The 25,069-nt window shown below is 30.5% G+C and carries 28 protein-coding genes; 26 read left to right on the top strand and 2 right to left on the bottom strand.

Features of this window, described 5'->3' with window-relative positions:
* Positions 1-15 precede the first annotated feature (15 nt).
* The 12 genes from ilvC (at position 16) to msrB (ending at position 12,621) form a co-directional block, all read left to right on the top strand.
* Positions 16-1,035 carry a ketol-acid reductoisomerase gene (gene ilvC / locus ABXT63_RS01315; protein ID WP_415321153.1) on the top strand — a complete coding sequence of 340 codons (1,020 nt, stop codon included), beginning with the start codon at positions 16-18 and terminating at the stop codon, positions 1,033-1,035.
* Between the two features lie 104 nt (positions 1,036-1,139).
* On the top strand, positions 1,140-2,702 hold the full coding sequence (locus ABXT63_RS01320; RefSeq protein ID WP_415321155.1) for a 2-isopropylmalate synthase: 1,563 nt from the start codon (positions 1,140-1,142) through the stop codon (positions 2,700-2,702).
* A gap of 1 nt (position 2,703) precedes the next feature.
* Positions 2,704-3,741, top strand: coding sequence for a rod shape-determining protein (locus ABXT63_RS01325; RefSeq protein ID WP_415321157.1), 1,038 nt, complete (start codon positions 2,704-2,706; stop codon positions 3,739-3,741).
* A 5-nt stretch (positions 3,742-3,746) separates the two neighbouring features.
* The gene (mreC, locus tag ABXT63_RS01330) at positions 3,747-4,598 is read left to right on the top strand and encodes a rod shape-determining protein MreC (protein WP_415321159.1); all 852 of its coding nucleotides are present in this window, start codon (positions 3,747-3,749) and stop codon (positions 4,596-4,598) included.
* Positions 4,595-5,116: a rod shape-determining protein MreD gene (mreD, locus tag ABXT63_RS01335; protein ID WP_415321160.1), complete on the top strand. Its 522-nt coding sequence runs from the start codon at positions 4,595-4,597 to the stop codon at positions 5,114-5,116. Before mreC ends, mreD begins: the two co-directional genes overlap by 4 nt.
* Positions 5,106-7,073: a penicillin-binding protein 2 gene (gene mrdA / locus ABXT63_RS01340; protein ID WP_415321162.1), complete on the top strand. Its 1,968-nt coding sequence runs from the start codon at positions 5,106-5,108 to the stop codon at positions 7,071-7,073. Before mreD ends, mrdA begins: the two co-directional genes overlap by 11 nt.
* On the top strand, positions 7,074-8,195 hold the full coding sequence (rodA, locus tag ABXT63_RS01345) for a rod shape-determining protein RodA (RefSeq protein WP_415321164.1): 1,122 nt from the start codon (positions 7,074-7,076) through the stop codon (positions 8,193-8,195).
* 69 nt (positions 8,196-8,264) lie between these two features.
* On the top strand, positions 8,265-9,506 hold the full coding sequence (locus ABXT63_RS01350) for an NAD(P)/FAD-dependent oxidoreductase (protein ID WP_415321166.1): 1,242 nt from the start codon (positions 8,265-8,267) through the stop codon (positions 9,504-9,506).
* A complete protein-coding gene (locus tag ABXT63_RS01355; protein ID WP_415321168.1) occupies positions 9,507-10,406 on the top strand; it encodes a DMT family transporter in 900 nt (299 codons plus the stop codon). It begins immediately after the preceding gene.
* Positions 10,399-11,349: a D-2-hydroxyacid dehydrogenase family protein gene (locus ABXT63_RS01360; RefSeq protein WP_415321170.1), complete on the top strand. Its 951-nt coding sequence runs from the start codon at positions 10,399-10,401 to the stop codon at positions 11,347-11,349. Before ABXT63_RS01355 ends, ABXT63_RS01360 begins: the two co-directional genes overlap by 8 nt.
* 2 nt (positions 11,350-11,351) lie before the next feature.
* Positions 11,352-12,116: a histone deacetylase gene (locus tag ABXT63_RS01365; RefSeq protein ID WP_415321171.1), complete on the top strand. Its 765-nt coding sequence runs from the start codon at positions 11,352-11,354 to the stop codon at positions 12,114-12,116.
* A 130-nt stretch (positions 12,117-12,246) separates the two neighbouring features.
* Positions 12,247-12,621: a peptide-methionine (R)-S-oxide reductase MsrB gene (msrB, locus tag ABXT63_RS01370; RefSeq protein ID WP_415321173.1), complete on the top strand. Its 375-nt coding sequence runs from the start codon at positions 12,247-12,249 to the stop codon at positions 12,619-12,621.
* Between the two features lies 1 nt (position 12,622).
* On the opposite strand, the gene grxC is transcribed toward msrB, so the two are convergent.
* Together grxC and ABXT63_RS01380 are read right to left on the bottom strand one after the other, a co-directional pair.
* Complete coding sequence (grxC, locus tag ABXT63_RS01375; RefSeq protein WP_415321175.1) at positions 12,623-12,877, bottom strand: glutaredoxin 3; 255 nt, start codon at positions 12,875-12,877, stop codon at positions 12,623-12,625.
* A gap of 3 nt (positions 12,878-12,880) precedes the next feature.
* A complete protein-coding gene (locus ABXT63_RS01380; protein WP_168607274.1) occupies positions 12,881-13,177 on the bottom strand; it encodes a TIGR03643 family protein in 297 nt (98 codons plus the stop codon).
* 134 nt (positions 13,178-13,311) lie between these two features.
* Between ABXT63_RS01380 and ABXT63_RS01385 the strand changes: the two genes are divergently transcribed.
* From ABXT63_RS01385 to ABXT63_RS01450, 14 genes are all read left to right on the top strand, one after another.
* A complete protein-coding gene (locus tag ABXT63_RS01385; protein WP_415321176.1) occupies positions 13,312-13,926 on the top strand; it encodes a LysE family translocator in 615 nt (204 codons plus the stop codon).
* An 89-nt stretch (positions 13,927-14,015) separates the two neighbouring features.
* Positions 14,016-15,257, top strand: coding sequence for an amino acid ABC transporter substrate-binding protein (locus tag ABXT63_RS01390; RefSeq protein ID WP_415321178.1), 1,242 nt, complete (start codon positions 14,016-14,018; stop codon positions 15,255-15,257).
* 66 nt (positions 15,258-15,323) lie between these two features.
* On the top strand, positions 15,324-16,217 hold the full coding sequence (locus ABXT63_RS01395; protein WP_415286014.1) for a branched-chain amino acid ABC transporter permease: 894 nt from the start codon (positions 15,324-15,326) through the stop codon (positions 16,215-16,217).
* Positions 16,217-17,269 (top strand): branched-chain amino acid ABC transporter permease, encoded by a 1,053-nt coding sequence (locus tag ABXT63_RS01400; RefSeq protein ID WP_415321180.1) that lies wholly within the window; start codon positions 16,217-16,219, stop codon positions 17,267-17,269. The genes ABXT63_RS01395 and ABXT63_RS01400 overlap by 1 nt, the downstream gene beginning before the upstream one ends.
* Positions 17,269-18,009, top strand: coding sequence for an ABC transporter ATP-binding protein (locus ABXT63_RS01405; protein WP_415321182.1), 741 nt, complete (start codon positions 17,269-17,271; stop codon positions 18,007-18,009). Before ABXT63_RS01400 ends, ABXT63_RS01405 begins: the two co-directional genes overlap by 1 nt.
* Positions 18,009-18,794, top strand: coding sequence for an ABC transporter ATP-binding protein (locus ABXT63_RS01410; RefSeq protein ID WP_415321184.1), 786 nt, complete (start codon positions 18,009-18,011; stop codon positions 18,792-18,794). Before ABXT63_RS01405 ends, ABXT63_RS01410 begins: the two co-directional genes overlap by 1 nt.
* The gene (locus ABXT63_RS01415) at positions 18,794-19,498 is read left to right on the top strand and encodes an AzlC family ABC transporter permease (protein ID WP_415321186.1); all 705 of its coding nucleotides are present in this window, start codon (positions 18,794-18,796) and stop codon (positions 19,496-19,498) included. The genes ABXT63_RS01410 and ABXT63_RS01415 overlap by 1 nt, the downstream gene beginning before the upstream one ends.
* Positions 19,488-19,811, top strand: a complete 324-nt coding sequence (locus ABXT63_RS01420) for an AzlD domain-containing protein (protein WP_415321188.1) — start codon at positions 19,488-19,490, stop codon at positions 19,809-19,811. Before ABXT63_RS01415 ends, ABXT63_RS01420 begins: the two co-directional genes overlap by 11 nt.
* Before the next feature lie 36 nt (positions 19,812-19,847).
* On the top strand, positions 19,848-20,765 hold the full coding sequence (gene glaH / locus ABXT63_RS01425) for a glutarate dioxygenase GlaH (protein WP_415321190.1): 918 nt from the start codon (positions 19,848-19,850) through the stop codon (positions 20,763-20,765).
* 217 nt (positions 20,766-20,982) lie between these two features.
* A complete protein-coding gene (locus tag ABXT63_RS01430; RefSeq protein WP_415321191.1) occupies positions 20,983-21,693 on the top strand; it encodes a hypothetical protein in 711 nt (236 codons plus the stop codon).
* Positions 21,694-21,784: 91 nt separating this feature from the next.
* On the top strand, positions 21,785-22,552 hold the full coding sequence (locus ABXT63_RS01435) for a pyrroline-5-carboxylate reductase (protein WP_415321193.1): 768 nt from the start codon (positions 21,785-21,787) through the stop codon (positions 22,550-22,552).
* 6 nt (positions 22,553-22,558) lie between these two features.
* The gene (locus ABXT63_RS01440; RefSeq protein ID WP_415321195.1) at positions 22,559-23,347 is read left to right on the top strand and encodes an ABC transporter ATP-binding protein; all 789 of its coding nucleotides are present in this window, start codon (positions 22,559-22,561) and stop codon (positions 23,345-23,347) included.
* Complete coding sequence (locus ABXT63_RS01445) at positions 23,347-24,054, top strand: ABC transporter ATP-binding protein (protein ID WP_415321197.1); 708 nt, start codon at positions 23,347-23,349, stop codon at positions 24,052-24,054. Before ABXT63_RS01440 ends, ABXT63_RS01445 begins: the two co-directional genes overlap by 1 nt.
* A 1-nt stretch (position 24,055) precedes the next feature.
* Complete coding sequence (locus ABXT63_RS01450) at positions 24,056-25,066, top strand: branched-chain amino acid ABC transporter permease (protein ID WP_415321199.1); 1,011 nt, start codon at positions 24,056-24,058, stop codon at positions 25,064-25,066.
* Positions 25,067-25,069 lie beyond the last annotated feature (3 nt).

A 25,069-nucleotide genomic window follows, 5' to 3' on the forward strand; every position in this document is an offset into this window, starting at 1 on the left:
TAAAGGAGAAAAAAAATGAAAATGTTTTATGAAAAAGATGCAGATGTAGATTTAATTAAAAGTAAAAAAATAGCAATTTTTGGTTATGGAAGTCAAGGTCATGCACACGCATTAAACTTAAAAGATAGTGGAGCTAAAGAAGTTGTTGTAGCACTTAGAGATGGATCTGCAAGTAGAGTAAAAGCAGAATCCAAAGGTTTAAAAGTAATGGGCTTATCTGACGCTGCAGAGTGGGCAGAAGTTGCGATGATACTTACACCAGATGAATTACAAGCTGCGATTTATAAAAATCATATTGACCAAAGAATTAAACCAGGAACAAGTATAGCTTTTGCTCATGGATTAAACATTCATTACAAGCTTATTGATGCAAGAAAAGATTTAGATGTATTTATGGTTGCACCAAAAGGCCCTGGACATTTAGTTAGAAGTGAATTTGAAAGAGGTGGTGGAGTACCATGCTTATTTGCTGTTCATCAAGATGGAACAGGTAAAGCACGGGACCTTGCATTATCATACGCTTCAGCAATTGGTGGTGGAAAGTCGGGTATTATTGAAACAACATTTAAAGATGAATGTGAAACTGATTTATTTGGTGAGCAATCAGTTCTTTGCGGTGGATTAGTAGAGCTGATTAAAAATGGTTTCGAAACTTTAACAGAAGCAGGATACGAACCTGAAATGGCATACTTTGAATGTCTACACGAAGTAAAATTAATTGTAGATTTAATTTATGAAGGTGGAATTGCTAACATGAATTATTCCATCTCAAATACAGCAGAATATGGTGAATATGTATCTGGTAAAAAAGTGGTAGATAGTGAAAGTAAAAAAAGAATGAAAGAAGTTTTAGCTGACATTCAATCAGGAAAATTTACTAAAGATTGGATGAAAGAGTGTGAAGGTGGACAGAAGAACTTTTTAAAAATGAGAAAAGATCTTGCGGATCATCCAATTGAAAAAGTGGGCGCAGAGCTTAGAGCAATGATGCCTTGGATTGGTAAGAAGAAACTAATAGATAGCGATAAGAGTTAATTTTTACTAAAAACCCAAATCGACCTAAAAATTATAGCCAAAATATAACAATTATTTTGCAATCTCTATTATAGATTGTATTATAATTTTTTAAATTACTGGCTATGGGCGACAAAAATAAAGTTTTTATATTTGATACTACAATGCGTGATGGTGAACAATCACCAGGCGCATCAATGAGTCTTGAGGAAAAAATTCAAATTGCAAGAATTTTTGATGAATTGGGAATTGATATCATCGAAGCTGGTTTCCCTATTGCGTCTCCAGGTGACTTTGAAGCTGTAACAGCAATAAGCAAAATTTTAAAAAATTCAATTCCGTGTGGATTATCAAGAGCTAGCAAAAAAGATATTGATGCATGTCATGAAGCATTAAAAAATGCTCCAAGGTTTAGAATCCATACTTTTATCTCAACAAGTCCTTTACACATGAAACATAAGTTAAACAAATCTCCAGAACAAGTTTTAGACGCAATAAAAGAAAGCGTAACTTATGCAAGAAACTTAACAGATGATGTTGAATGGTCTTGTGAAGACGGAACAAGAACGGATATGGATTATATGTGTAAATCAGTTGAGCTTGCAATTAGTTGTGGTGCAACTACAATAAATATTCCAGATACAGTTGGTTATACAATTCCTTCTGAATATACAAAAATAATTACAACACTAAAAAATAAAGTTCCAAATATTGATAAAGCAATTTTATCTGTTCATTGCCATAATGATTTAGGACTGGCTGTTGCAAATTCTTTAGCGGGTGTTTCTGCAGGCGCAAGACAGGTTGAATGTACAATTAATGGAATAGGTGAGAGAGCTGGTAATGCAGCACTTGAAGAAATTGTAATGGCAATTAGAACAAGAAACGACTTGATGCCTTATACAACAGGAATTAAAACAGAATTGTTAAGCAAAGCTTCAAAAGTAGTTTCTAATGCAACTTTTCCAGTACAATTTAATAAAGCAATAGTTGGAAAAAATGCTTTTGCTCATGAAGCAGGAATTCACCAAGATGGAATGCTTAAAAATAGAGAAACATATGAAATTATGACACCAGAGAGTGTAGGAGTTAAAAAAACTTCATTGGTGATGGGAAAACATTCTGGACGACATGCATTCAAAGAAAAATTAAATGATCTTGGTTACGCAGATGTTACAGACGATGTAATTCAAACTGCTTTTGGTAAATTTAAAATTTTGGCAGATAAGAAAAAACATGTTTATGATGATGACATTGCAGCTTTAGTTGATGAAAGTATGGTTTTAGATAAATATGTAATCAATTTAAAATCATTAAAAGTTTTTGCAGGAACGAGTGAACCACAAAAAGCAGAAATGAAACTTGATGTTTATGGTGAAGTAAAATCAACATCAGAAACAGGAGATGGTCCTGTAGATGCTATTTTTAAATGTATAAAAGTTTTATACCCACATGATGTTAAATTACAGTTATATCAAGTTCATGCGGTTACAGAAGGAACTGATGCTCAAGCAACTGTAAGTGTTAGGATTGAAGAAGAGGGAAAAACTACTGTAGGACAAGCAGCAGACACAGACACATTAGTAGCGTCAGCTAACGCTTATTTAAGTGCTTTAAATAAAATGATAATTAAAAGAAAAAAAACTGCTCCGATAGAGCACGAAACTCAGAAAGTGAAGGGAATATAAAATGTCAAAATGGTTTAAAAATTTAACTAATATTTGGAGCCAAGATATGGCGATTGACCTTGGTACTGCAAATACACTTGTTGTATTAAAAGGTCAAGGTGTAGTTTTAAATGAACCATCTGTTGTTGCTATAGCTGATAATATGGGAAAAAAAACAGTTTTAGCTGTTGGTGATGAAGCAAAAACAATGCTTGGAAGAACGCCTGGAAATATTAGTGCTATTAGACCATTAAGAGATGGAGTAATTGCAGATTTTATTGTGACAGAAGAAATGATCAAACACTTTATTAAAAAAGTTCACAAGAATAAAACTTTTGCAAATCCTAGAATTTTAATTTGTGTTCCAACTGGATCAACACCTGTAGAAAGAAAAGCAATTCAAGATAGCGCGCTTGCGGCAGGAGCAAGAAGAGTGCAATTAATTGAAGAACCTATCGCTGCAGCAATTGGTGCAGGTCTTCCAATTTCAGAAGCAACAGGATCTATGGTTGTTGATATTGGTGGAGGAACCACAGAGATAGCTGTTATGTCATTAGGAGGACTTGTATATTCACGTTCATTGAGAGTTGCAGGAGATGCTATGGACACAGCATTAATTAATTTTATGAGAAAAGAATATAACCTGATGATTGGAGACAGTACTGCAGAAAAAATAAAAAAAGAAATTGGAACAGCAATTCCATCAAGCAGCAACACTTATGCTGTTAAAGGCAGAGATTTAAGATCAGGGACACCTAAAGAAGTAAATATTACAGAAGAAGATACTTCGGAAGCTTTAAATGATATTTTAAAAGAAATGGTGAATGGTATAAAAGATGCACTAGAAAATACACCCCCTGAATTATCTGCTGATTTAGTAGATATGGGATTAACATTAACAGGTGGTGGAGCCTTATTAAAAAATATTGATAAAAGATTTTCTAAAGAAACAGGATTACCCGTTCATATAGCAGATGATCCTTTAGCTTGTGTTGCAATTGGTACTGGAAAAGCTCTAGAGCAAGAAGAGACGTTCTCTACTATGTTATCTGAATATTAAAAATAATGGAAACAAGCAGAGATGACTTTGTAATAGCAATAAGATCTGCTTTTTTAAAAAAAGGAACACAACAAAGATTTTCATTATTAAGTTTAATATTTTTTTCAATAATTTTTTTAATTTTGGGTAGCTTAAATCTTAAGGTTATAAATTATATAAAAATAGGTATTAATGAAATAGTTTATAGATCTTCTTTTATAGTCTCAGGACCAGAAAATTTTGTAACAAGAAATTATCAGGTGGTTAAAAACCACCTTATTCTTTATAAAGAAAATGAAAAAAATAAATCTGAATTAGCAAGCTTACAATCAAAAGATTTATTAAATCAATTTATTATTTCAGAAAATCAAAGACTAAAAAAAATAGTTGAAGATTATTTGGTTAAAACAGATACGATATTTGCCAAAGTTTTAAGTGATAAAGGAAGCCCATTTCTAAAATCAATCATTATTAATAAAGGCAGCAAGCATAACATTAACCTTGGAATGGTTGCTATGGATGGTGACTATATTATTGGAAAAGTTATTGAGGTTAATTACTTGTCAGCAAGAGTATTATTGCTCTCAGATTTAAACAGTAAAATACCAGTTATTGTTGAACCAAATGGAGTATATTCAATATTATCAGGTACAGGTGAAGATCATGGAATTATACAATATAGTAAAAAATTCAATGATATTAAAAGTGATTCAATTGTTTATACCTCTGGTACCAGTGGTTTATTTAAAACAGGAATACCAATAGGCAGAATAAGTAATAACTATTTAAATGATGAAAAAAAAGTTGATTTTTTTTCAGACTTTTCCCAATTAAAATTTGTAAGAATTTTTTCATTTAAAAAAAAAGAAACTGAATGACAGATTTAAAAAATAAAAATTTAATTAAAAAAATATTTTCTAGAATGCCATTAATTTTACTATTTACATCTATTTTAAATAATTTTGATTTTAACTACTTAGATTTAAAATATTTTTCATTTAATTTTTCCTATATCATAATTTTTTATTACAGCTTAAAAAAAAGTGAAAGCTTAGGATATATCTATATTTTCATAGCAGGTTTATTTAATGATGTAATGATTGGAACTCCAATTGGACTGAGTAGTTTAATGTATCTAATACTTTGTGGTGCTGCTGCCTATCTTAGGAATATTACGTTAAGACCAAATTTGATCAAAGATGGTATTTTTTTTCTTACAACAATGCTAATTATAAATTCACTGCTATATATAGCTTTAAATTTTATTTTTAGTCATGAATTAAACTATTTTGATCAAATAATAAATACTCTATTTACTTTTTTATTATATTTTTTGTTTTCAAGCATATTTGATTTTTTTGAAAATAACTTTGTAGGCAAAAACAATGCTAGGTGAAAATTTTGGTGTACAAAAGAATCAAACCATTAATAGAAGAATGTTTATTATTGGTGCAGCTAAACTTGTCGTATTCACTGGAATAATAGCTCGACTATTCTCATTACAAATTACAGAAAATAAAAAATATTTAACTTTATCTGACAAAAATAGACTTCGTGAATGGAGATTACCACCGGTTAGAGGTAAATTTTTAGATTTTTTTGGAGAGGTTATTGCAGGAAACTTAAAAGTATATCAATTACATGTTGTTCCTGAAGAAGTTGAAGATTTTAAATACTTGATGGTACGACTTAAAGAAATTTTAAGTCTTAATAATAATGAATTTAATAAAATAATAAAATTAAAGAATAAACAAAAATCTTGGGAGACTTTAATTATTTCTAAAAACTTAACTTGGGAGCAGTTTACAAAAGTTAACTATTTTTTACATGATTTAACTGGAGCAAAACCAGTTTTATCTGTTTCCCGTAATTACCCATTTGATGAACATTATACTCATATTTTAGGCTATGTTAGTGAAGCCAGTGAGAAAGACATTTTAAATAATGAAGTGATAAAAAGTAAGCACGTGCCAGGACTTAAAGTTGGAAAAACTGGGTTAGAAAAAACTTTTGAAAATGAACTCATTGGCACCAATGGTATTCAAAGATACGAAGTTAATGCATATGGAAAAAGAATTAGTCAACTTGATCATATAGATGGAATAAATGGCAAAACAATCCAACTCACAATAGACACTGAAATTCAAAAGTTATGTAATAAACTTTTAAAAAATGTTGCTGGCTCAATAAGTGTAATGGATATCTATACAGGCGAAATTGTAGCCATGCAATCTTCACCCTCGTTTGATCCTAACTTGTTTCTATTTGGAATTAATCAAGATGATTGGCAATTAATTAGAAATAATCCTTTAAAGCCATTAGTTAATAAAACTTTATCTGGCTTATATTCGCCAGGGTCAACATTTAAACCGATAGTTGCTCTATCAGCTTTAGAATATGGAATTATTGATGAAAATTTTAAAGTTAACTGTAAAGGAAAAATTGAAATGTATGGCCAAACTTACCATTGCTGGAAAAAAAAAGGGCATGGTGTTGTAAATTTAAAAAATGCCATGAAACAGTCTTGTGATACCTATTTTTATGAAATTGCAAGAAAACTTGGTGTGGATCGTTTAAAAATGACTTCTATAAAATTTGGTCTAGGTAAAAAGGTTTTAGATAAAACATTTAATAATGAAAAAAAAGGATTAATTCCTGATACTAAATGGAAAAGAAATAATTTAGGAAAAGGCTGGGTTATAGGTGAAACATTAATTACAGGAATTGGGCAAGGCTACACTCAAACTACACCACTTCAATTGTGTCAAATGACAGCCCAACTTGCAAATGGTGGATTTAAGATTTATCCAAAAATAATATTAGAGGAAAATAGCAAAACAGCTAAAGAAATTAAATTTATAATGGATAAAAATTCTAGAAGTATAAATAAAAAAGATAATGGATTACAGGAGGAGGCAAGTGAACTTTTAAGTTTTTTAAATAAAAAAGAATATGAGCCTTTATTTAAAAATTCTAAAAATATAAAATTAGTTCGAGAAGCAATGTTTGCCTCAACTAATGAAATTAGAGGAACATCTTACTCATCCCGAATTGAAGATCCCAAATATCAATTTGCTGGAAAAACAGGAACATCTCAAGTTAGAAGAATAACTAAAGCAGCAAGAGAACTTGACCTAAGCACATCTGAAATTCCATACAATGAAAGAGATCATGCCTTATATATAGCTTTTGGACCATATAAAAACCCTAGGTATGCATTAAGTATTGTTATTGAACATGGTGGATCTGGTAGTTCAACAGCAGCACCGATCGCAAAAAAACTATTTAAGTTAATAATAGATAGACACGAATTTAGAGAAAAGCAAAATAAAAACAATGATTTAGAAATATAAATGCAACATAATTCATTTAATTCACAATCAACTTTTTTTCAAAAAATAAAAAACTTTGATTATATTTTGTTAATTTGTATTTTATTGCTTGGTTTAATTAGTTCTTTATCCATGTATTCAACAGACGGTGGAGAAATCTTATTTCATAGCAAAAGCCATGTATCAAAATTCTTAATCTTTTTTACCATGTTAATTTTTATGTCATTGGTAAATATAAGATTTTGGCATTCGTTTGCTTATTTATTTTATACTATTATTTTGCTTTTATTAATTTGGGCTTCTTTGTATGGCATCAAAGCCTCAGGATCTCAAAGATGGATAAATCTATATTTTATCAATTTACAACCGTCTGAATTAATGAAAATTGCAATAATAGTATGTCTTGCTAAATATTATCACCGTATTCAGCTCAATAAAGTTAATAGTTTTCAAGTTATGTTTGTTGCGCTAGTAATTTTAATTTTACCTATTATGCTGGTTATTGCTCAACCTGATTTAGGGACTTCAATTTTAATCGCATTAAGTGGATTAGTTGTTATTTGGCTTGCAGGAATAAATATTAAATATTTTATATATTCTTTTATTACTTTATTAATTTTAATGCCTTTTGCTATTGCATTTTTAAAACCTTATCAAAAATTGAGAATTTTAACATTCCTTGATCCAGATCGTGATCCTTTAGGAGCAGGTTATCAAATTATTCAATCCAAAATAGCTGTTGGGTCAGGTGGTTTAAGTGGAAAAGGTTTTTTAAAAGGTACACAAAGTTATCTAGAGTTTTTACCAGAAAAACATACTGATTTTATTTTTACATTATTTGCTGAAGAACATGGTTTTATAGGATCACTAGGCTTATTATTAATTTATATAATTATTATTTACAGAGTTTTAAAAATTGGTGCAATCTCAAGAAGTTATTTTTCTAAACTTTTTTGCTATGGCTATGGATCTGCCATATTTTTCTATGTTGTAGTAAATATGTCTATGGTTTTAGGTTTATTGCCTATAGTCGGATCACCATTACCCATTATGTCTTATGGTGGATCTTCAATGTTAGCAACAATGATTGGATTTGCAATTGTTATGAGTGCCAAAATTAACCATAAGCAGTTAATAGCTTAAGTATTTTAATGCTTTAATTGTCGAATTTGTCGCGAGAATATTTAAATTTAAGAATTATATAATTGCAGGATGCAAATGAAATTAAAAATTGGTATTATAGGAGCTGGTATTCAAGGTATTTCCAATGCATTATTTTTACAAAAAAAAGGTTTTAAAGTAACAATTTTTGATAGAGATGAACCTGGCAGTCCAGCCGCTTCTTACGGTAACGCAGGTCATTTTTCACCATACGCATCCGTTCCAATAAACAGACCTGATGTTTTAACAGATGTTCCAGCAATGCTTTTAAGTTCAACTGGCCCACTTGCTCTTAAATGGAACTATGTTCCAAAAATGTTACCATGGTTTATAAAATTTATAAGGAACTGTACTACTGATAGAATGATGCACACAGCCAAAAATATGCATCAAATTTTAGATTTAGCATTACCTGCTTACGATGAGTTATTTGATGAAATTGAACTTGGAGGATTAGTTGAAAAAAAAGGTATTTTATATATTTGGAATGATCAAAGTTTAAAAAGTAGAGAACTTGAAATTAAAGTTAGAAGTGAGCTTGGTGTAGACCAACAAGTAGTAACACCAAAAGAAATTCATGATTTGGAGCCAAATATAAAACCTATTTACCATGGAGGTGTTTATTATCAACACGGAAGACACGCTAGAAATCCAAAAAAAATACTTTTAAAACTGTATGAGCTTTATCTAAAAAAGGGTGGCAAATTTTTAAAGACGAATATTAAAGATATAAATTTTAATGATGAAAAACCAGTTATAAAATCTGAAACTCAAAGTTATCTTTTTGACAAGGTTGTTATTGCTTGTGGTTCATTTTCAAAGAAATTAACAGATAATTTAGATGAAAAAATACCCCTTGACACTGAAAGAGGTTACCATGTTCATTTTAAAGATTGTGATCATCTTTTAAGTAGACCAGTAATTTTCCAAAATAGAGGGTTTGGTATTACTCCAATGGAACAGGGCCTTAGAGTGGTAGGTACAGTTGAGTTTGGTGGATTAGAAAATCCATTATCCAAATTAAGAGTTAAAAATTTAATTAATAATGCAAAATATATGATGGGTGATTTGCCTGAACACGAAGATGAATGGTTGGGCTTTAGACCAACACTGCCAGATTATTTACCTGTTATAGGGCCTTCAAAAAAACATAAAAATGTTTTTTATTGTTTTGGCCATCATCATTTAGGATGGACTTTAGGGCCAATCTCAGGGAAAATAATCTCAGGGATGATTGCTGAAGAAAATACAAACTTAGATTTAAAACCATATAGCTCTCTTAGGTTTAGCTAAGTGGTAAATAAAAATAACATTGCTTACATTTTTTTATTTTTTGCCACCTTATTTTGGTCAGGAAATTTTTTGGTTGGAAAATTTGCTAGTCAATATCAAATACCACCTTTTTCACTAAATTTTTATAGATGGTTTTTTGCTTGGTTGATCTTAGCACCATTTACAATTCAGGAAATAATCAAAAAAAGAGACTATATTTTAGAAAATTATAAATATTATATAATTCTTGGTATAACGAGTGTTACTATATTTAATTCAATTGTTTATTACTCATTAAATTTTACTCAAGTTATTAGTGGAGTATTAATGATTTCAACAATTCCAGTAATGATTATATTCATTTCATCAATTTTAAAAATTGAAAAAACGAATACTTTTCAAATACTAGGAGTGGCATGTTCTTTCATTGGAGTAGTTTTAATTATAACCAAAGCTAATCTTGGAATATTATTAAATTTAGATTTTAATAAAGGTGATATAACCATGGTTTTTGGGATGCTTTCATGGGCCACTTACTCTGCATTATTAAAGAAAAAAAAGCATGAACTATCCCAACTAACATTATTGGAGGTGGTAATTTCATTTGGCTTTATTTTTTTAATTCCAATTTATTTTATAGAATATCAAATGGGATATAGAATTATTCTTAATCAAAACTTTTATGTGATTTTATTTTACGTAGTATTGTTTCCAGGCCTTATTTCTTTTATTTTTTGGATAAAGGGGGTTTCTTTAATTGGAGCTAATAGAGCAGGTGTTTTTTTACATCTGATGCCAGTATTAAGTGCAATTATGGCAATGATTATTTTTAATGAAAAATTTATGTTTTACCATATGTTAGGAGCAATATTTATTTTAACCGGAATTCTTTTATCAAATAGAAAATTGAAAAATGCTTAAAGTTGCTATCTTAGACGATTATCAAAATGTATCTCATGAATTTGTTGATTTAAAAAAACTATCAGGAAAATATGAGTTTAAAATATTTAGTGAACCATTTGAAGATGAAGCTAATGCGATAGAGCAATTAGCAGACTTTGAAGCTTTATTGATAATGAGAGAACGAACACCCATTACTAAAAATTTAATCGATAATTTAAATGATCTTAAATATATTATTACAAGTGGCTCGAGAAATAAATCTATAGACTTAGCTGCTGCTAAAAAGAGAAGAATTATAGTATGCGGAACAGAGATTGAGTTTGCAGGAACAACGGAATTAACCTGGGGTTTAATCTTAGGTTTGGCTAGAAATTTTAAAGAGGAAATTGACAATATGTATCAAGGTTATTGGCAATCAACTATTGGTTTTGAACTTAAAGGAAAAATCTTAGGTCTCGTTGGACTTGGAAGGGTAGGATCACAAGTTGCAAAAATTGGTAAAGCTTTCGGTATGGAAGTTATGGCATGGAGTGAAAATTTAAACTTAGATACCTGTAAAGAACTGGGTGTTCTTCCGTGTAGTAAAGAAGATCTATTTCAAAACTCAGATTTTATATCAATTCATGTCCAAGGAGGAGAAAGATATAAAGAATTAATAAAACTAAAAGAGTTAGACTCAATGAAAAAAACTGCTTTTTTAATTAACACATCAAGAGGATCCATTATTAATGAAGATGATTTAATTATTGCATTATCAACTAATGTTATTGCTGGAGCAGGCCTTGATGTTTATGAAAAAGAACCGTTACCAGAAGGAAACAAATTAAGATTTTTACCAAATGCATTATTAATGCCTCATATTGGTTATGTAACTGCGGAAAATTACAGTGTGTTTTATACACAAATGATTGAAGGTTTAGAGGCTTGTGTAAACGAAAAGCCTATTCGTATTATTGAATAGAAATGGAATTGCCAGTAGTTAATCACGAGTCATATGTTGCAAAAATTGGTGATGATCACAAATTTCCAATTAATAAATTTGGTGAACTTGCTAAATATTTAATAAATAAAAAAATTGTAAAAAAATTTCACAAACCTTATCCATGCTCATTTGAAACTTTAAATAAAGCTCATTCAAAAAATTATATTAACAATATAAAAAATAAAACATTAGATGAAAGTGGAGTAAAAAAGATTGGCTTCCCTTTAGTTGACAGTGTAGTTCAAAGGTCTTTAGTAGCAACAGGAGGAACAGTGTTAGCAGCCAAACTTGCGTTAAATTTTGGTATCGCTTGTAATACTGCGGGAGGTAGTCATCATGCAAACTATGATAGTGGAGCTGGTTATTGTGTTTTTAATGACGTAGCAGTTGCTGCTCATTATTTACTAGATAGAGGATTTGCTAATAGAATTTTAATTGTTGATTTAGATGTTCATCAAGGAAATGGAAACTCAGAAATTTTTAAAGATAATAAGCATGTTTTTACTTTTAGTATGCACTCAAAAACTAATTATCCTGCTAAAAAATCTATTAGTGATCTAGACATCGAGCTTCAAGATAACCTTGAGGATGATGCTTATATTAAAACACTTAAATTTTATCTTAATGAATTAAATAATGAAAATTTTGACTTTGTTTTTTATATAGCTGGTGTTGATATTCATTTTAATGATCGATTAGGTAAATTAAAAATTTCTGATGAAGGAATAAAAAAAGAGATGAATTAGTAATAGAAAATTTTTCCTCTAAAAGAATACCAATCTGTGGTGTTTTAGGTGGAGGATATAATAAAGATTTTAATAAATTAGTTGAATTACATTCTTTATTACATCAATCATGTGCTAAATTAATTTAAATATGACTAAAAAAATTAACAAAGATCTTACTGCTGAACAAAAATTAGTTTTATTTGAAGATGGAACTGAAGCCCCAGGTACTAGTGAATTAAATCATGAAAAGAGAGAAGGAAGTTTTCATTGTGCTAACTGTGGAGAAAAATTATTTGACTCAACGGCTAAATACGAAAGTGGTTCAGGTTGGCCCTCTTTTTATCAATCTTTACCTGACGCATTTGAAACTAAAACAGATACTTTGTTAGGGTATGAAAGAGTTGAGTATCATTGTAAAAAATGTGGTGGGCATCATGGTCATATCTTTGAAGATGGACCAAATCCAACTGGCAAAAGGTACTGTAATAATGGTGTTTGCTTAACTTTTAAACCAAAAGATTAATTTACTTTAAAAGTTCTTGAAGTTTATTTTCTTTTTCTAGCGCTCTAGTTTCATCGTAGCCACCAATGTGTTGATCATCAAAGAATATTTGAGGAATTGTTCTTTTACCATTAGCTTTTTTAATCATTTCATCCATTGCACCATCAACTATTGAAATATCAATCTCTTTATATTCAACATTGTTTCTAGTTAATAATTTTTTTGCTGCATCACAAAAATTACAGAGTGGACCTGTATAAATTGTTACTGATTTCATGACTTACAAATAATCATTCTTTTTAATTTTACTAGTTATTTCTTTTCTAGAGTACTCAAACTTCTTTTTATGTTTAATGCTTTTTTGGTTAACTCTTTTTCTCCATAATCTAAAAGAAACTGGCTTTATAGATCGTCTCATAATCTTAATTACTTCACCTTCTGTTTTTCCAGTCTTTTTCTCAATTTCCTCAAAAGTGATACGGTCTGCCCAAGCTGCCCAAATGATCCAGTCAGGATCTGATATATGGGGTTCTGGGTTTTTAACTCTAGTTATAGGGGTGTGACCTTTTTTTTTCATAAATCCTCTATTTTCATTATATTTGAAAAAATTGATTAATGCATTTTATTTAGGGTCGTGGTATCTTAAAATCTAGATAGTCCATCTTAGCCATCTTTAGCTCCCGGTTTTTTTGGACTATCCTTAAACTTAAAATGCTCCCCTTAAATTACTTCCTTTTTTTACAAATAATTTTATTTCTATTTATTACTCCTGGAACACCTAGAATTGTGATCATTTCATATTCAATGAACTATGGAGTTCAAAAATGTATTTGGACAGCACTAGGAGATATAACTGCAAATATTATTCAGGCAACTTTAGTAATTTTTGTTCTTGGATCTTTTTTTGTCGATAACCCAAATTTTTTAAATATTTTTAAGTGGTTAGGAATTGCATATTTGCTTTATCTTGCTTTTGATATTTATAAACCACAACCAAAAGACATTAGTACAAATAATATTTCATCTAAAAGTTTTTTTTCATTTTTTAAAGATGGTTTTTTAGTTGCAGGAACAAGTCCTAAGGCTTGGATGTTTTTTCCCTTGATCTTTCCACAGTTTATTGAATTTAATGGAAATTATATTGTTCAATTTTTAATTTTGATCACAACCTATGTAGTTTTAGATTTTTTATCTTTAATTGCTTACGCGATACTTGCTAGAAAATTAATTGTTTGGATAAAAGCTAATCCTAATGTTATTAATACAATTTCAGCGTGTGTACTAATAGTAATTGCAATAATTATAGCCTTAATTCAAAAGTATTAAGTCGCAATCTATATTACAGACTTGTTTGTTTTATAGTTTAAGAGTTTAATTAATTTTTTAAATTTAAAAACTAATAGAGGAAAAATAAAATGAAAATCAGAAATATATTTATTACTTTAATTTCTGCAATTGCTCTTTTAATTTCAGCTTCAACTATATCTTTCGCGAAGGTTGTTGGGGATAAAATTATTTTAGGTGCTGCTGTTTCATTGACTGGAAAATATTCATCTAATGGTGTTCATACTCAAAACGGCTATAACTTAGCAGTTGAGAGAATTAACAGCATGGGTGGTGTTAAGGTTGGTGGAAAAACTTACAAGTTTGATATTATTTATTACGATGATGAATCAAACTCTGGAAGAGCAGCGCAACTTGCAGAAAGATTAATCCAACAAGATGGTGTTAAGTTTATGCTAGGGCCATACAGCTCAGGTTTAACTAAAGCTATGGCTCCTGTAACTGAAAAATATGAAGTTCCTATGGTTGAAGCAAATGGTGCGTCTAGATCGTTATTCACTAAAGGCTACAAATATTTATTTGCAGTACTTGCTCCAGCGAACTTATATCTTGATGTAGCAATTGATCTTGCAGTTGAAAAAAATGGTGGAAAGCCAGTTAAGATTGCAATGGCATTTGAACAAGACGCTTTTTCACAAGATGTGAGGTTAGGTATTGTTGAAGCTGCTAAAAGAACAGGTTCTAAAATCATTATAGATGATAAGTTACCAAAAGAGCTTAACGATATGGCTGCTACTTTATCTAAAGTAAAAGCTACAAATCCAGACGTTCTTGTAGTTTCAGGTCATACTAAAGGTGCTTTGACAGCTATTAGACAAATCTCAGAGATGAAAGTTGACGTGAAAATGTTAGCAATGACTCACTGTGATGCTGCTAAGTTATCTAAGCAACATGGTAAAGCTTCAGAGTATGCACTTTGTGCTTCTCAGTGGCATAAATCTCTATCATATAAAGATAAGTTTTTTGGAGGTGGCATGAAATATGATGCTGACTTTACTAAAGCTTTTGGATACGCCCCACCATACCAAGCTGCAGAATCATCTGCTGCTTTATTAGTTTTTAAAGATGCGTTCGAAAGAGCACAATCATTTGATACTAAAAAAGTTAGAGATGCTTTAGCTGCAACTGATATGCAAACTTTTTATGGAAACATAAAATTTGCTGAAGGTGGACAGAACGTATCTAAGCCAATGGTACTTTTCCAAGTATCATGTAACGATGATGGTAGTAAGTGTGAAAACAAAGTTGTTGCTCCTACCAAATGGGCATCTGCTGAGTTAGTACACCCAATTCCATCTTGGTCAGAAAGATAATACCTAATAAGTAAAATGCTCCCTAGTAATAGGGGGCATTTTTTTATAAACATCTAAAGAATTTTTATGGATTTATTAATTTTCCAAGCTCCTATTTTAATGGTTCAAGCGTCAATGGATGGAATACTTCTTGGTATTTTGTTTGCATTAATTGCTTATGGGATGGCATTACAGTGGGGAGTGATGAATATAATAAACATTGCTCAAGGAGAATTAGTAATAATGGGTGGATACATTGCATACTTTATGTATCTTTCAGGAATTCATCCAGCTTTTGGAGTAATTGTGTCACCAATCATTATGTATTGTGTGGGTTGGGGGATGTACAAACTTGTTATTAATAAAGTAGTTGATAAAGACTTATTTACTTCAATTCTTGCAACATTTGGAATTAGTATTTTAGCTCAACAATTAATGAATTTTGCATTTGGGGCAGATGTAGTAGTTGCTCAATCAAATTTTGGAACAACAATGTTATTTAATAATTCAGTTACACTTCCAAATGCTAAAATATTTTCAGGAGCAGTATGTGTGATATCTGCAATTATTCTTGTCATCTACATGAAGAAATCAAAACTAGGTAGAGCAATTAGAGCAACGGCTCAAAATGCAAGAGCAGCAAAAATTTTAGGTGTTGATACTGAAAAAGTTTATGCAGCAACTTTTGGTATTAACGCAGCTTTATGTGGAATAGCAGGAGCTTGTATTGCAATCACATTCACACTTCATCCTTACACTGGACTACCTTATACGGTTAGATCTTTCATGATTGTAATTATTGCAGGACTTGGAAATCTACCAGCTGTTGCAATATCTGGCATGGGCCTTGGTGTATTTGAAGAATGGGCTGATTATCTGCTTGGAACAGAATTTAGAATTGCAGCAGTATTCTCGTTACTAGTTATTATATTGGTTTATAGAAGATTTAAATTGGCTCGAAAAAGAGAGTATTTAAAATAATGAATAAAAATACACTCCTATATGCAGGCTTAATAATTTTTGGTTTGGCTGGAGCATTCATATTCCCTGCTTACAAACTACAATTATCATTTTTATATATTCTAATTGTTTTGGCTATGACTTGGGATGTTCAAGGTGGACAGATGGGTTACAACACGTTTGGTAATATATTATTTTTTGGTGTTGGAATGTATGTTGCATCAAGTACTCAAATAGCAATGTTTTTCTCATTAGCTGAATGGACAGATGCAGGTGGAGAAAAAACTTTTGTTCATACAATCCCTCAATTTTTTCAAGGTTTTGGTATTGGTATATTATTAGCAGGAATTATTCCGACAATAATTGCAGGAGTAATTGGTTATGGGATTTTAGGCTTAAGAGGGCATTACTTTGCAATTTGTACTTTAGCATTAGGAATTGCTGCAGGTGAACTTGCTGGTGGAATTGAGATTATTGGTGCGGGTCAAGGTATGACAGTTCCAGTTTGGCCAAAAGGATTTGGATCTAATGCATCATCATCTCAGTTTTTATATTATTTATGTTTTACTCTTGCAGTGGTAACTTTTATTACTTTGAAGTGGGCATACAGCACAAGATTTGGATTAGTTTTAAATGCAATAAGAGACAATGAAGATAAAGCTGAAGCAATGGGAATTCATACCATGAGATATAAGATTATTGGTTGGATGGTATCAGCATTCTTTGTTGGAATTGCTGGAGGATTAATGGGTCATATCAATGGTTACATTGAGCCAACTGAAATTGCATTTGCTGGACCAACGTTTGGTGTGTTCATGGTTTTAATGGCAATCCTTGGTGGTAAAGGAACTTTATGGGGACCACTTGTTGGTGCAATTATATTTCACTTATTTAAAGAAGGCTTTTGGACTTACTTCTTGGGATGGCAATATGTTGCTCTTGGAGTTTTAATTATTGTAATCGTTGTTTATTTTCCTGAAGGGGTGATGGGATGGTTAAGAGAAAAGTATCCTGAAAAATTTGGCGAAGTTGTAGATGAAGCTGACTTAAGAGCACAGGTGGAATTAAAGTAATGGCTATATTAGACATATCAAATGTAAGTAAGTCTTTTGGGGGCGTTAAAGCTAATGTTGATATTTCGATGTCAGTTGAGCAAGGTTCAATTGTTGGATTAATTGGTCCAAATGGATCTGGTAAAACTACTTTGTTTAATTCAATTGTAGGAACTTACCCCATCGACAATGGTTCAATTAAATTTGATGGTACAGAAGTTTCAGAACTGCCAGTGCCTGTTGTTGCAAAGCTTGGATTACTTAGAACTTTTCAACAAACTAGAATTTACGGAAAATTAAACTGTATTCAGAATATGTTAATCAGTAACAAACCTGAGAATGATGGAATATTATCAGTATTTCAAAAGATACCATCTGATTTAACAGACAAAGCAGAAATGTTATTAAAGTTTGTAGGACTTCATCAAAAAAGAAAACTCAGAGCAGGAGATCTTTCTTTTGGACAGCAAAAATTACTAGAACTTGCAATGGCACTAATGAACGAGCCTAAAATGCTTTTATTAGATGAACCAACAGCCGGAATAAACCCTACTTTAATTAATGGAATTATTGACCGTTTAATCAGTGTTAATAAAGACTATGGAATTACCTTGCTAGTTATAGAGCACAATATGAAAGTAATAATGAATTTAGCACAAAGAGTTTTTTGTTTAGCACACGGTCAAATGTTAGCAAACGGAACTCCAGATGAAATTAAAAATGATAAGCGTGTGCTAGACGCTTACCTGGGGGCACAATAATGTCAAATCAATATGATGTATTAGGTAAAGCACCAGGGCCAGAAGATTTACAAAAATTATCTCCAGACAATATTCACTTAACTATAAAAAAATTATCAGCTGGTTATGGTAAAATGGAAATACTTCATGATTTTAATTTAAATGTAAGTAAGGCTCAGTCACTATGTTTGATTGGACCAAATGGTGCAGGAAAATCTACAATACTTCATTCTATTTATGGATTTACAAATATTTTTTCAGGACAAATAGAAATTGATGGAAAAGAAATTACCAACTTAACTCCAGCTCAAAAACTTACATCATGTGGAATTGCTTATATACTTCAAGATAATTCTGTTTTTCCAGATATGACAGTTGAAGAAAATTTATTGATGGGTGGTTATTCCAAAGAAAATACTGACGAGTCCTATGAAGAAGCAGAAAGAATTTTTGAAAAATATGAAAGATTAAGAAATAGAAGAAATCAACCTGCTAAAGTTTTATCAGGTGGAGAAAGAAGATTATTAGAAATTTCTAGAGCATTGGTTATGAAGCCATCTGTATTACTCGTAGATGAGCCATCTATTGGATTAGAGCCAAGATATATCGATATGGTTTTTGAAATTTTAAGAGATCTTCAAAAAACAGAAAAGAAAACCATAATTTTAGTAGAACAAAATGCTAAAAAAGGATTAGAGTTTGCAGATATAGGTTATGTTTTAGTATCTGGTCAAACTGCAATTGCTGGTAAAGGAGATGATTTGTTAAATAATCCTGATGTTGGTAGACTGTTCCTTGGCGGTTAATGATTAATATAAAATATTTTTTAAAAGGTTTTTTTTGTATTAAGAGTGCCGATAGTCCTGCAGTTGCACTATTTGCAAGCTTTGTGGCTATTGGAGCTTTGTTTAAAAGCATTGGTCTTAATATTCAAGAAAGTATTTTTTCAACATTTTTAACTTATGCTTTGCCAGGATCATTAATAATGGCTGAGTCATTAATAATTGGGGCTTCTTTATTAAATATTTTTTTGGCAGTTTGGCTGGTTAATGCAAGACTCTATCCAATGACTGTCTCATTATTCCCATTACTAACTCATAAAAGCCAACCAAGACTAAAGTACTATCTAGCTTGTCATTTTATTGCTGTTTCAGCATGGCTAATAATGAAACAAAATTATAAATCTGTTGAAAGAAGATATCGTTTAGACTACTGGATCGGTGTAGGTGCAGTCAATTTATCTGTAGCAATTTCAGCTACTGCATTTGGTTATTTTATAGCTGATTATCTAAATAAAGACATGATGGTAGGGTTAGCAATAGTAAATCCAGTTTATTTTACATGTGTAATGGTAGGTGCAATGAAAACTATTCAAATGAGCTTAGCTATTATATTAGGTTCTATTTTTGGAATTTCATTTTATTTTATATCACCAGAATGGTGTATTCTACTTGGTGGTTTTACTGCTGGAACTCTAGCTTTTTTTGTAGGAGAGTTAAATGGCAACTAATATAATATTAGCAATTTTAGCAACGTCTCTAGCTACATATATTTCAAGATTTCTTGGTGTAATTACATCTAAAAAAATAAAAGAAAATTCAAAAATTTTTAAATGGTTTAATTGTCTTGCTTACTCAACTCTGTCAGCATTACTTGCAAGAATAATCATTTTTCCTGCAGGTGCATTAGCTGAAGTTGACTATTTGATTAGATTTATAGTTATTTTTATTTGTTTAGTAGTTTTTTTTATTAGTAAAAAAAACTTTGTTTATCCAACAGTTTTGTCTGCTTTACTTTTGTCATTTTTAAATTCAAGTTTTTAAGGTTTACTTTTTTCTTGAGTTTAATTAATATTAGATATGGAAAAAATAGATAATTTTCAAATTTTAGAACATAAAAAATCTAAAAGAATAATAGATATAAAAATTGAAGATGCAATTTTAGATAAACTAATTTTTCCTTTTAATAAATTTGATATTACTGCTCTTGAATACAAACCATTCACTCGTTTTACTATTGCAAAAAGCTTAGATGATTTAACTAATAATAAGCTAAGCAAGTTAATTAATTCTATTGTGAGAGACAGAAATACAGGTTGTTTCATAATTGGACCAGAGAATATAAGTTCAAAAATTAATGATGAATTTTTAGTTAAACTATCAACAGCAATCGCGTATTTAATTGGTAACCCCAACCATGATGCGATGGCTGAAAAATATTATGCAAGGTTTACAGTTAAGCATGAAGATAAAAGTGATTCTTATTTAAGAAAAGCTTACATAAATATGGACCTTCATACAGATGGAACTTATGTCAATGAAGTAACAGACTGGTTACTTATGACTAAAATAGAAGAACAAAATGTTAATGGTGGAGAAACTGCAATATTACATTTAGACGATTGGGAGCACTGTGAAAGACTATTTAATGATCCTATTGGAAGACAAAATTTTGTATGGAGATCACCAAAAAGTAAAAATATAGATTATAAAGTTGAGCACCCAATATTTTCAAAAGATAAAAATGGAAAACCAAAAATATCATATATTGATCAATTTCCAGAACCTCAAAATATGGAGCAAGGTGTATTCCTACAAAGTCTTTCAGACGGCCTCGAAGAGAGTAAAAACAAATTAATCCTTGAACTTCCAGTTGGCTCATCAATTATTGCAAATAATTATTTTTGGCTTCATGGAAGAAGAGCATTTAAAGAAAACAAAAAATTGAGAAGAGAGCTTTTAAGAATTAGGGGTTCTTTTTTTTATAAAAATTTGTAAATGTTGAAAAAATTAAGTAAATCAGAGGTTGAAAATTAAATACTGTTAATATATCAATTAAAACTATTGGTTTTACTCAATTTATTTGTTGTAAATTTACAACAAAAAAAAAGATTATTAAAATAACAGCAAATATGTATGTAAATTTAACCCTTAACAAATATAAGCTACGTAAATAATATAATTATATTAATAATAAAATAAGAAGGAAAACAAAATGAAAAAACTAATAGTAGTAGCAGTTTCTATTATGCTGACTAGTTTTACCGTAGTTTCTGCAGAGATTGGGGTAAACATTGGTGTTTCAGCACAAGTTGGAACAATGAAAGCAACAGGTACTGAAAAAAGTACTGACGCAGCAAGAGCAGATTCAGTGACAAAAGAACAAGAAGCTTTATTTGCTTCTGGATCATTCTTTGTTGAGAAAGAGTTATCTTTCCTACCAAGTATTCTTGGAAGATTAAGCATAGGTTATGACAACATGGCCCATGATCTTGATTTAGGAACAGCAACTAACTATAGAAATATAGACTTTAGAGATAAATCAGTTGCAGTAGCAGCAAACCCAAATGTAAATTCAAGTAACAACTCAGTAAGTGCTACTGTTGATGGATTTGAAACAATTTATCTTACAGCAAACATAACTGATTGGTTATATGTTAAAGCAGGACAAGTATCTGTTGACATCAAAACTAATGAAAAACTTGAAACTGGTGGTATATATGACGACGCTTCTCTTGATGGAACTCTAATCGGATTTGGAATTCACCATGAAGCAGAAAACGGCATGTTTGTAAGATTAGAATATAATGATTACAGCATAGACGGTGCAACTTTAACAAACAAAGGTACTGATAGTACTAGAAGTGTTATAGTAAGTGACGTAGATGGTACGACTGGTAGAATTTCAATTGGAAAAGCATTCTAATTGATTATCAATCATATAATTTAAATTTGAAGCCCCCTTTATGGGGGCTTTTTTTACCTAAAATCTTATATTTTATTGATATAGTAAAAATATGAAATTAGGATTTATAGGTTCAGGAAAAATTGCGTCATCAGTAATTACGGGAATTTGTAGTTCAAAAATACCCTTCACTAAAATTATAATATCACCACGCAATAAAGAAATTGCAAATAATCTTAAGAGAAGATTTAAAAAAGTTATTATTGCAAAAGATAATCAACAAATAATAAATAACTGCAACTGGATTTTTTTATCAATAACACCAACGGTTGGAAAAAAAATAATTAAAGAACTTAAATTTAAATCAGGTCAGACAATTATTAGTTTTATTTCAACAATCACTTTAGATCAATTAAATAAGGCAATTAATGCTAAAGTTAAAATAGTACGAGCAATACCTTTACCTCCAATTTCATTAAAAAAAGGTCCTATACCAATTTGTCCACCCAACAGAAAAGTTAAAGAATTTTTCAATAAAATTGGTACAACTGTTGAAATTAAGAATGAAAAATCTTCAATTAATTTTTGGTCAACATCAGGAATGATGGCGCCTTTTTACGAGTTATTAAGAATAATGACTAATTGGTTGGTTAAAAAAGGTGTTAAAAGAAATAATGCACAAAAATATATAACTTCTTTGTTTTTGGCTTTATCAGAAGATGCTGTGGTTAATTCAAAAAAAGATTTAAAATATTTAGTAAAAGAATCACAAACACCTAATGGATTAAATGAGCAAGGGATAAGAGAATTAACAAAATTAGGTTTTTATAAAAAGTTAGAAATAACACTTAATAAACTTCATAAAAGATTAGATAAATAATTTTTTATGAGTGAGATTATTTTACAAATTGAAAACTTATCTAAATACTTTGGTGGTTTAGCTGCTGTTTCAGATTGTTCTCTAAAAATTAAAGAAGGGTCGATTACAGGAATTATAGGACCTAATGGATCTGGCAAAACTACTTTATTTAATTTGATTGCTGGAAACTTAAAAGCATCAAATGGAAAAGTTTTATTTTATGATGAAGATGTAACAGATGTTCCTTCGTATGAATTATTTTCAAAAGGAATATTGAGAACTTTTCAAATAGCGCATGAGTTTACTAATCTTTCTGTTCTTGAAAATTTGATGATGGTTCCAGCAAATCAATCAGGTGAAAAATTAATGACAGCTTTACTAAAACCAAGTCTAGTTAGAACTGAAGAGCTTGCTGTAAAACAAAAAGCTCAAGACGTAGTTGATTTTTTAAATTTAACACATTTATCAAATGAATTAGCTGGAAATTTATCAGGTGGCCAAAAGAAATTACTAGAGCTTGGAAGAACTATGATGGTTGATGCAAAATTAGTATTACTTGATGAAGTAGGAGCTGGTGTTAATAGAACACTACTTAAAGATTTGGGTACTGCAATTCTTAAGTTAAATAAGGAAGAGGGGTACACATTTTGTATGATTGAACATGATATGGAGTTTATAAGTAGATTATGTAATCCTGTTATCGTTATGGCTGAAGGTTCGGTTTTATTTGAAGGAACTGCCGAAGAAGCTAAAAAAGATGAAAAGGTTATAGAAAGTTATTTAGGTAGAGGATCAAAAATAAAGGATGAAAATTAATGGCTTTTTTTGAAGGTTTAAAAATGACAGGTGGTTATGGTAATGGACCTGATATCATTAATTCTTGTTCGGTTGATGTAAACAAGGGTGAAATAGTCTCAATACTAGGACCCAATGGTGCAGGTAAATCAACAGCTATGAAAGCATTACTGGGTCTTTTAAATTTAAAATCAGGTTCAGTAGTAATTGATGGAAAAGATATTTCAAAACTTTCACCACAGGATAGAGTTAGAGAGGGTATTTCATTTGTACCACAGACAAAAAATGTATTTTCTGGAATGAGTGTTGAAGAAAATTTAGAGATGGGTGCTTATTTAAGAGATGATAACTACCAAGAGATCATAGAAGAAATTTATGAACTATTTCCAATACTTAAAGAAAAAAGAAATCAATTAGTTGGTGAACTATCAGGAGGTCAAAGACAACAAGTAGCCCTTGGCAGAGCATTAATGATAAAGCCGTCTGTATTAATGTTAGATGAACCTACAGCAGGAGTTTCTCCAATTGTAATGGATGAATTATTTGATCATATAATTAAAGTAAAAAGAACTAATGTTGCAATTTTAATGGTTGAGCAAAATGCTAAGCAAGCACTTAATATTTCTGATCGAGGATATGTATTAGTTACTGGTGAAAATAAATATTCAGGAACAGGAAAAGAATTATTAAATGATCCAAGAGTAAGAAGCTCTTTTTTAGGCGGATAGTATGGATTTTTTAAACGCAATTATATTATTATTAAACTACATTTTTGTACCAGCTCTTACTTATGGCTCTCAATTAGCACTAGGTGCAATATTTGTAACTTTAATTTATGGAATTTTACGGTTTGCAAACTTTGCAACTGGAGACATGATGGCTTTTGGTACAATGGTTACTATTTTAATTACTTGGTACTTTCAATCAATTGGTATTTCTTTGGGTGTTTTACCCACAGCTCTTCTTGCTATACCCTTTGCTATAATTTTTATGATTGGTTATATGCTCTTTATAGATAAATTTGTATTTAGGTATTATAGGGTTCAAAAAAGCCCACCGGTTCAACTTGCAATGGTTAGTATTGGCGTAATGTTTGTAACACAAGCAGTAGTTAGAATAATAATTGGTCCATCTGACAGAAGATTTTTTGATGGAGAAAAATTTATTATTAAAGCTGGTGAGTTTAAAGAGATGACAGGACTTAATGAGGGATTGGCTATTAAATCTAGCCAGGTCATAACTGTATTTGTAACACTTGTATTAGTTTCAATTTTATTTTGGTTCTTAAATAAGACTAAAACAGGAAAAAGTATGCGTGCTTATTCAGATAATGAGGATTTAGCTTTATTATCTGGAATTGACCCCAAAAGAGTAGTCATGATTACATGGATTATTGCGGGTATTTTGGCAACTATTGGTGGAGCTTTATATGGTTTGGACAAAAGCTTTAAACCATTTACCTACTTTAATAATATGCTACCAATTTTTGCTGCTGCAATTGTTGGGGGCATTGGAAACCCGTTTGGAGCATTTTTAGGAGGGTATGTCATAGCTTTTTCAGAAATATTCTTGACCTATGCTTATAAAAAATTCTTTATGTATGTTTTACCAGCAAGTATGGAACCAGAAACATTAGTGCAATTATTATCTACGGATTATAAATTTGCTGTATCATTCTCTATATTGGTGATTGTTTTACTTTATAGACCAAATGGAATATTTAAAGGGAAGGTATTGTGAGAA

It is taken from the genome of Candidatus Pelagibacter sp. Uisw_092 (assembly GCF_047729545.1).
Classification (GTDB): Bacteria; Pseudomonadota; Alphaproteobacteria; order Pelagibacterales; family Pelagibacteraceae; genus Pelagibacter.

Bases quoted from the DNA above. Each gene is read 5' to 3' on its own strand.
- ilvC (WP_415321153.1), top strand. From the start codon at position 16: ATGAAAATGTTTTATGAAAAAGATGCAGATGTAGATTTAATTAAAAGT.
- ABXT63_RS01320 (WP_415321155.1), top strand. From the start codon at position 1,140: ATGGGCGACAAAAATAAAGTTTTTATATTTGATACTACAATGCGTGAT.
- ABXT63_RS01325 (WP_415321157.1), top strand. From the start codon at position 2,704: ATGTCAAAATGGTTTAAAAATTTAACTAATATTTGGAGCCAAGATATG.
- mreC (WP_415321159.1), top strand. From the start codon at position 3,747: ATGGAAACAAGCAGAGATGACTTTGTAATAGCAATAAGATCTGCTTTT.
- mreD (WP_415321160.1), top strand. From the start codon at position 4,595: ATGACAGATTTAAAAAATAAAAATTTAATTAAAAAAATATTTTCTAGA.
- mrdA (WP_415321162.1), top strand. From the start codon at position 5,106: ATGCTAGGTGAAAATTTTGGTGTACAAAAGAATCAAACCATTAATAGA.
- rodA (WP_415321164.1), top strand. From the start codon at position 7,074: ATGCAACATAATTCATTTAATTCACAATCAACTTTTTTTCAAAAAATA.
- ABXT63_RS01350 (WP_415321166.1), top strand. From the start codon at position 8,265: ATGCAAATGAAATTAAAAATTGGTATTATAGGAGCTGGTATTCAAGGT.
- ABXT63_RS01360 (WP_415321170.1), top strand. From the start codon at position 10,399: ATGCTTAAAGTTGCTATCTTAGACGATTATCAAAATGTATCTCATGAA.
- ABXT63_RS01365 (WP_415321171.1), top strand. From the start codon at position 11,352: ATGGAATTGCCAGTAGTTAATCACGAGTCATATGTTGCAAAAATTGGT.
- msrB (WP_415321173.1), top strand. From the start codon at position 12,247: ATGACTAAAAAAATTAACAAAGATCTTACTGCTGAACAAAAATTAGTT.
- grxC (WP_415321175.1), bottom strand. From the start codon at position 12,877: ATGAAATCAGTAACAATTTATACAGGTCCACTCTGTAATTTTTGTGAT.
- ABXT63_RS01380 (WP_168607274.1), bottom strand. From the start codon at position 13,177: ATGAAAAAAAAAGGTCACACCCCTATAACTAGAGTTAAAAACCCAGAA.
- ABXT63_RS01385 (WP_415321176.1), top strand. From the start codon at position 13,312: ATGCTCCCCTTAAATTACTTCCTTTTTTTACAAATAATTTTATTTCTA.
- ABXT63_RS01390 (WP_415321178.1), top strand. From the start codon at position 14,016: ATGAAAATCAGAAATATATTTATTACTTTAATTTCTGCAATTGCTCTT.
- ABXT63_RS01395 (WP_415286014.1), top strand. From the start codon at position 15,324: ATGGATTTATTAATTTTCCAAGCTCCTATTTTAATGGTTCAAGCGTCA.
- ABXT63_RS01400 (WP_415321180.1), top strand. From the start codon at position 16,217: ATGAATAAAAATACACTCCTATATGCAGGCTTAATAATTTTTGGTTTG.
- ABXT63_RS01405 (WP_415321182.1), top strand. From the start codon at position 17,269: ATGGCTATATTAGACATATCAAATGTAAGTAAGTCTTTTGGGGGCGTT.
- ABXT63_RS01410 (WP_415321184.1), top strand. From the start codon at position 18,009: ATGTCAAATCAATATGATGTATTAGGTAAAGCACCAGGGCCAGAAGAT.
- ABXT63_RS01415 (WP_415321186.1), top strand. From the start codon at position 18,794: ATGATTAATATAAAATATTTTTTAAAAGGTTTTTTTTGTATTAAGAGT.
- ABXT63_RS01420 (WP_415321188.1), top strand. From the start codon at position 19,488: ATGGCAACTAATATAATATTAGCAATTTTAGCAACGTCTCTAGCTACA.
- glaH (WP_415321190.1), top strand. From the start codon at position 19,848: ATGGAAAAAATAGATAATTTTCAAATTTTAGAACATAAAAAATCTAAA.
- ABXT63_RS01430 (WP_415321191.1), top strand. From the start codon at position 20,983: ATGAAAAAACTAATAGTAGTAGCAGTTTCTATTATGCTGACTAGTTTT.
- ABXT63_RS01435 (WP_415321193.1), top strand. From the start codon at position 21,785: ATGAAATTAGGATTTATAGGTTCAGGAAAAATTGCGTCATCAGTAATT.
- ABXT63_RS01440 (WP_415321195.1), top strand. From the start codon at position 22,559: ATGAGTGAGATTATTTTACAAATTGAAAACTTATCTAAATACTTTGGT.
- ABXT63_RS01445 (WP_415321197.1), top strand. From the start codon at position 23,347: ATGGCTTTTTTTGAAGGTTTAAAAATGACAGGTGGTTATGGTAATGGA.
- ABXT63_RS01450 (WP_415321199.1), top strand. From the start codon at position 24,056: ATGGATTTTTTAAACGCAATTATATTATTATTAAACTACATTTTTGTA.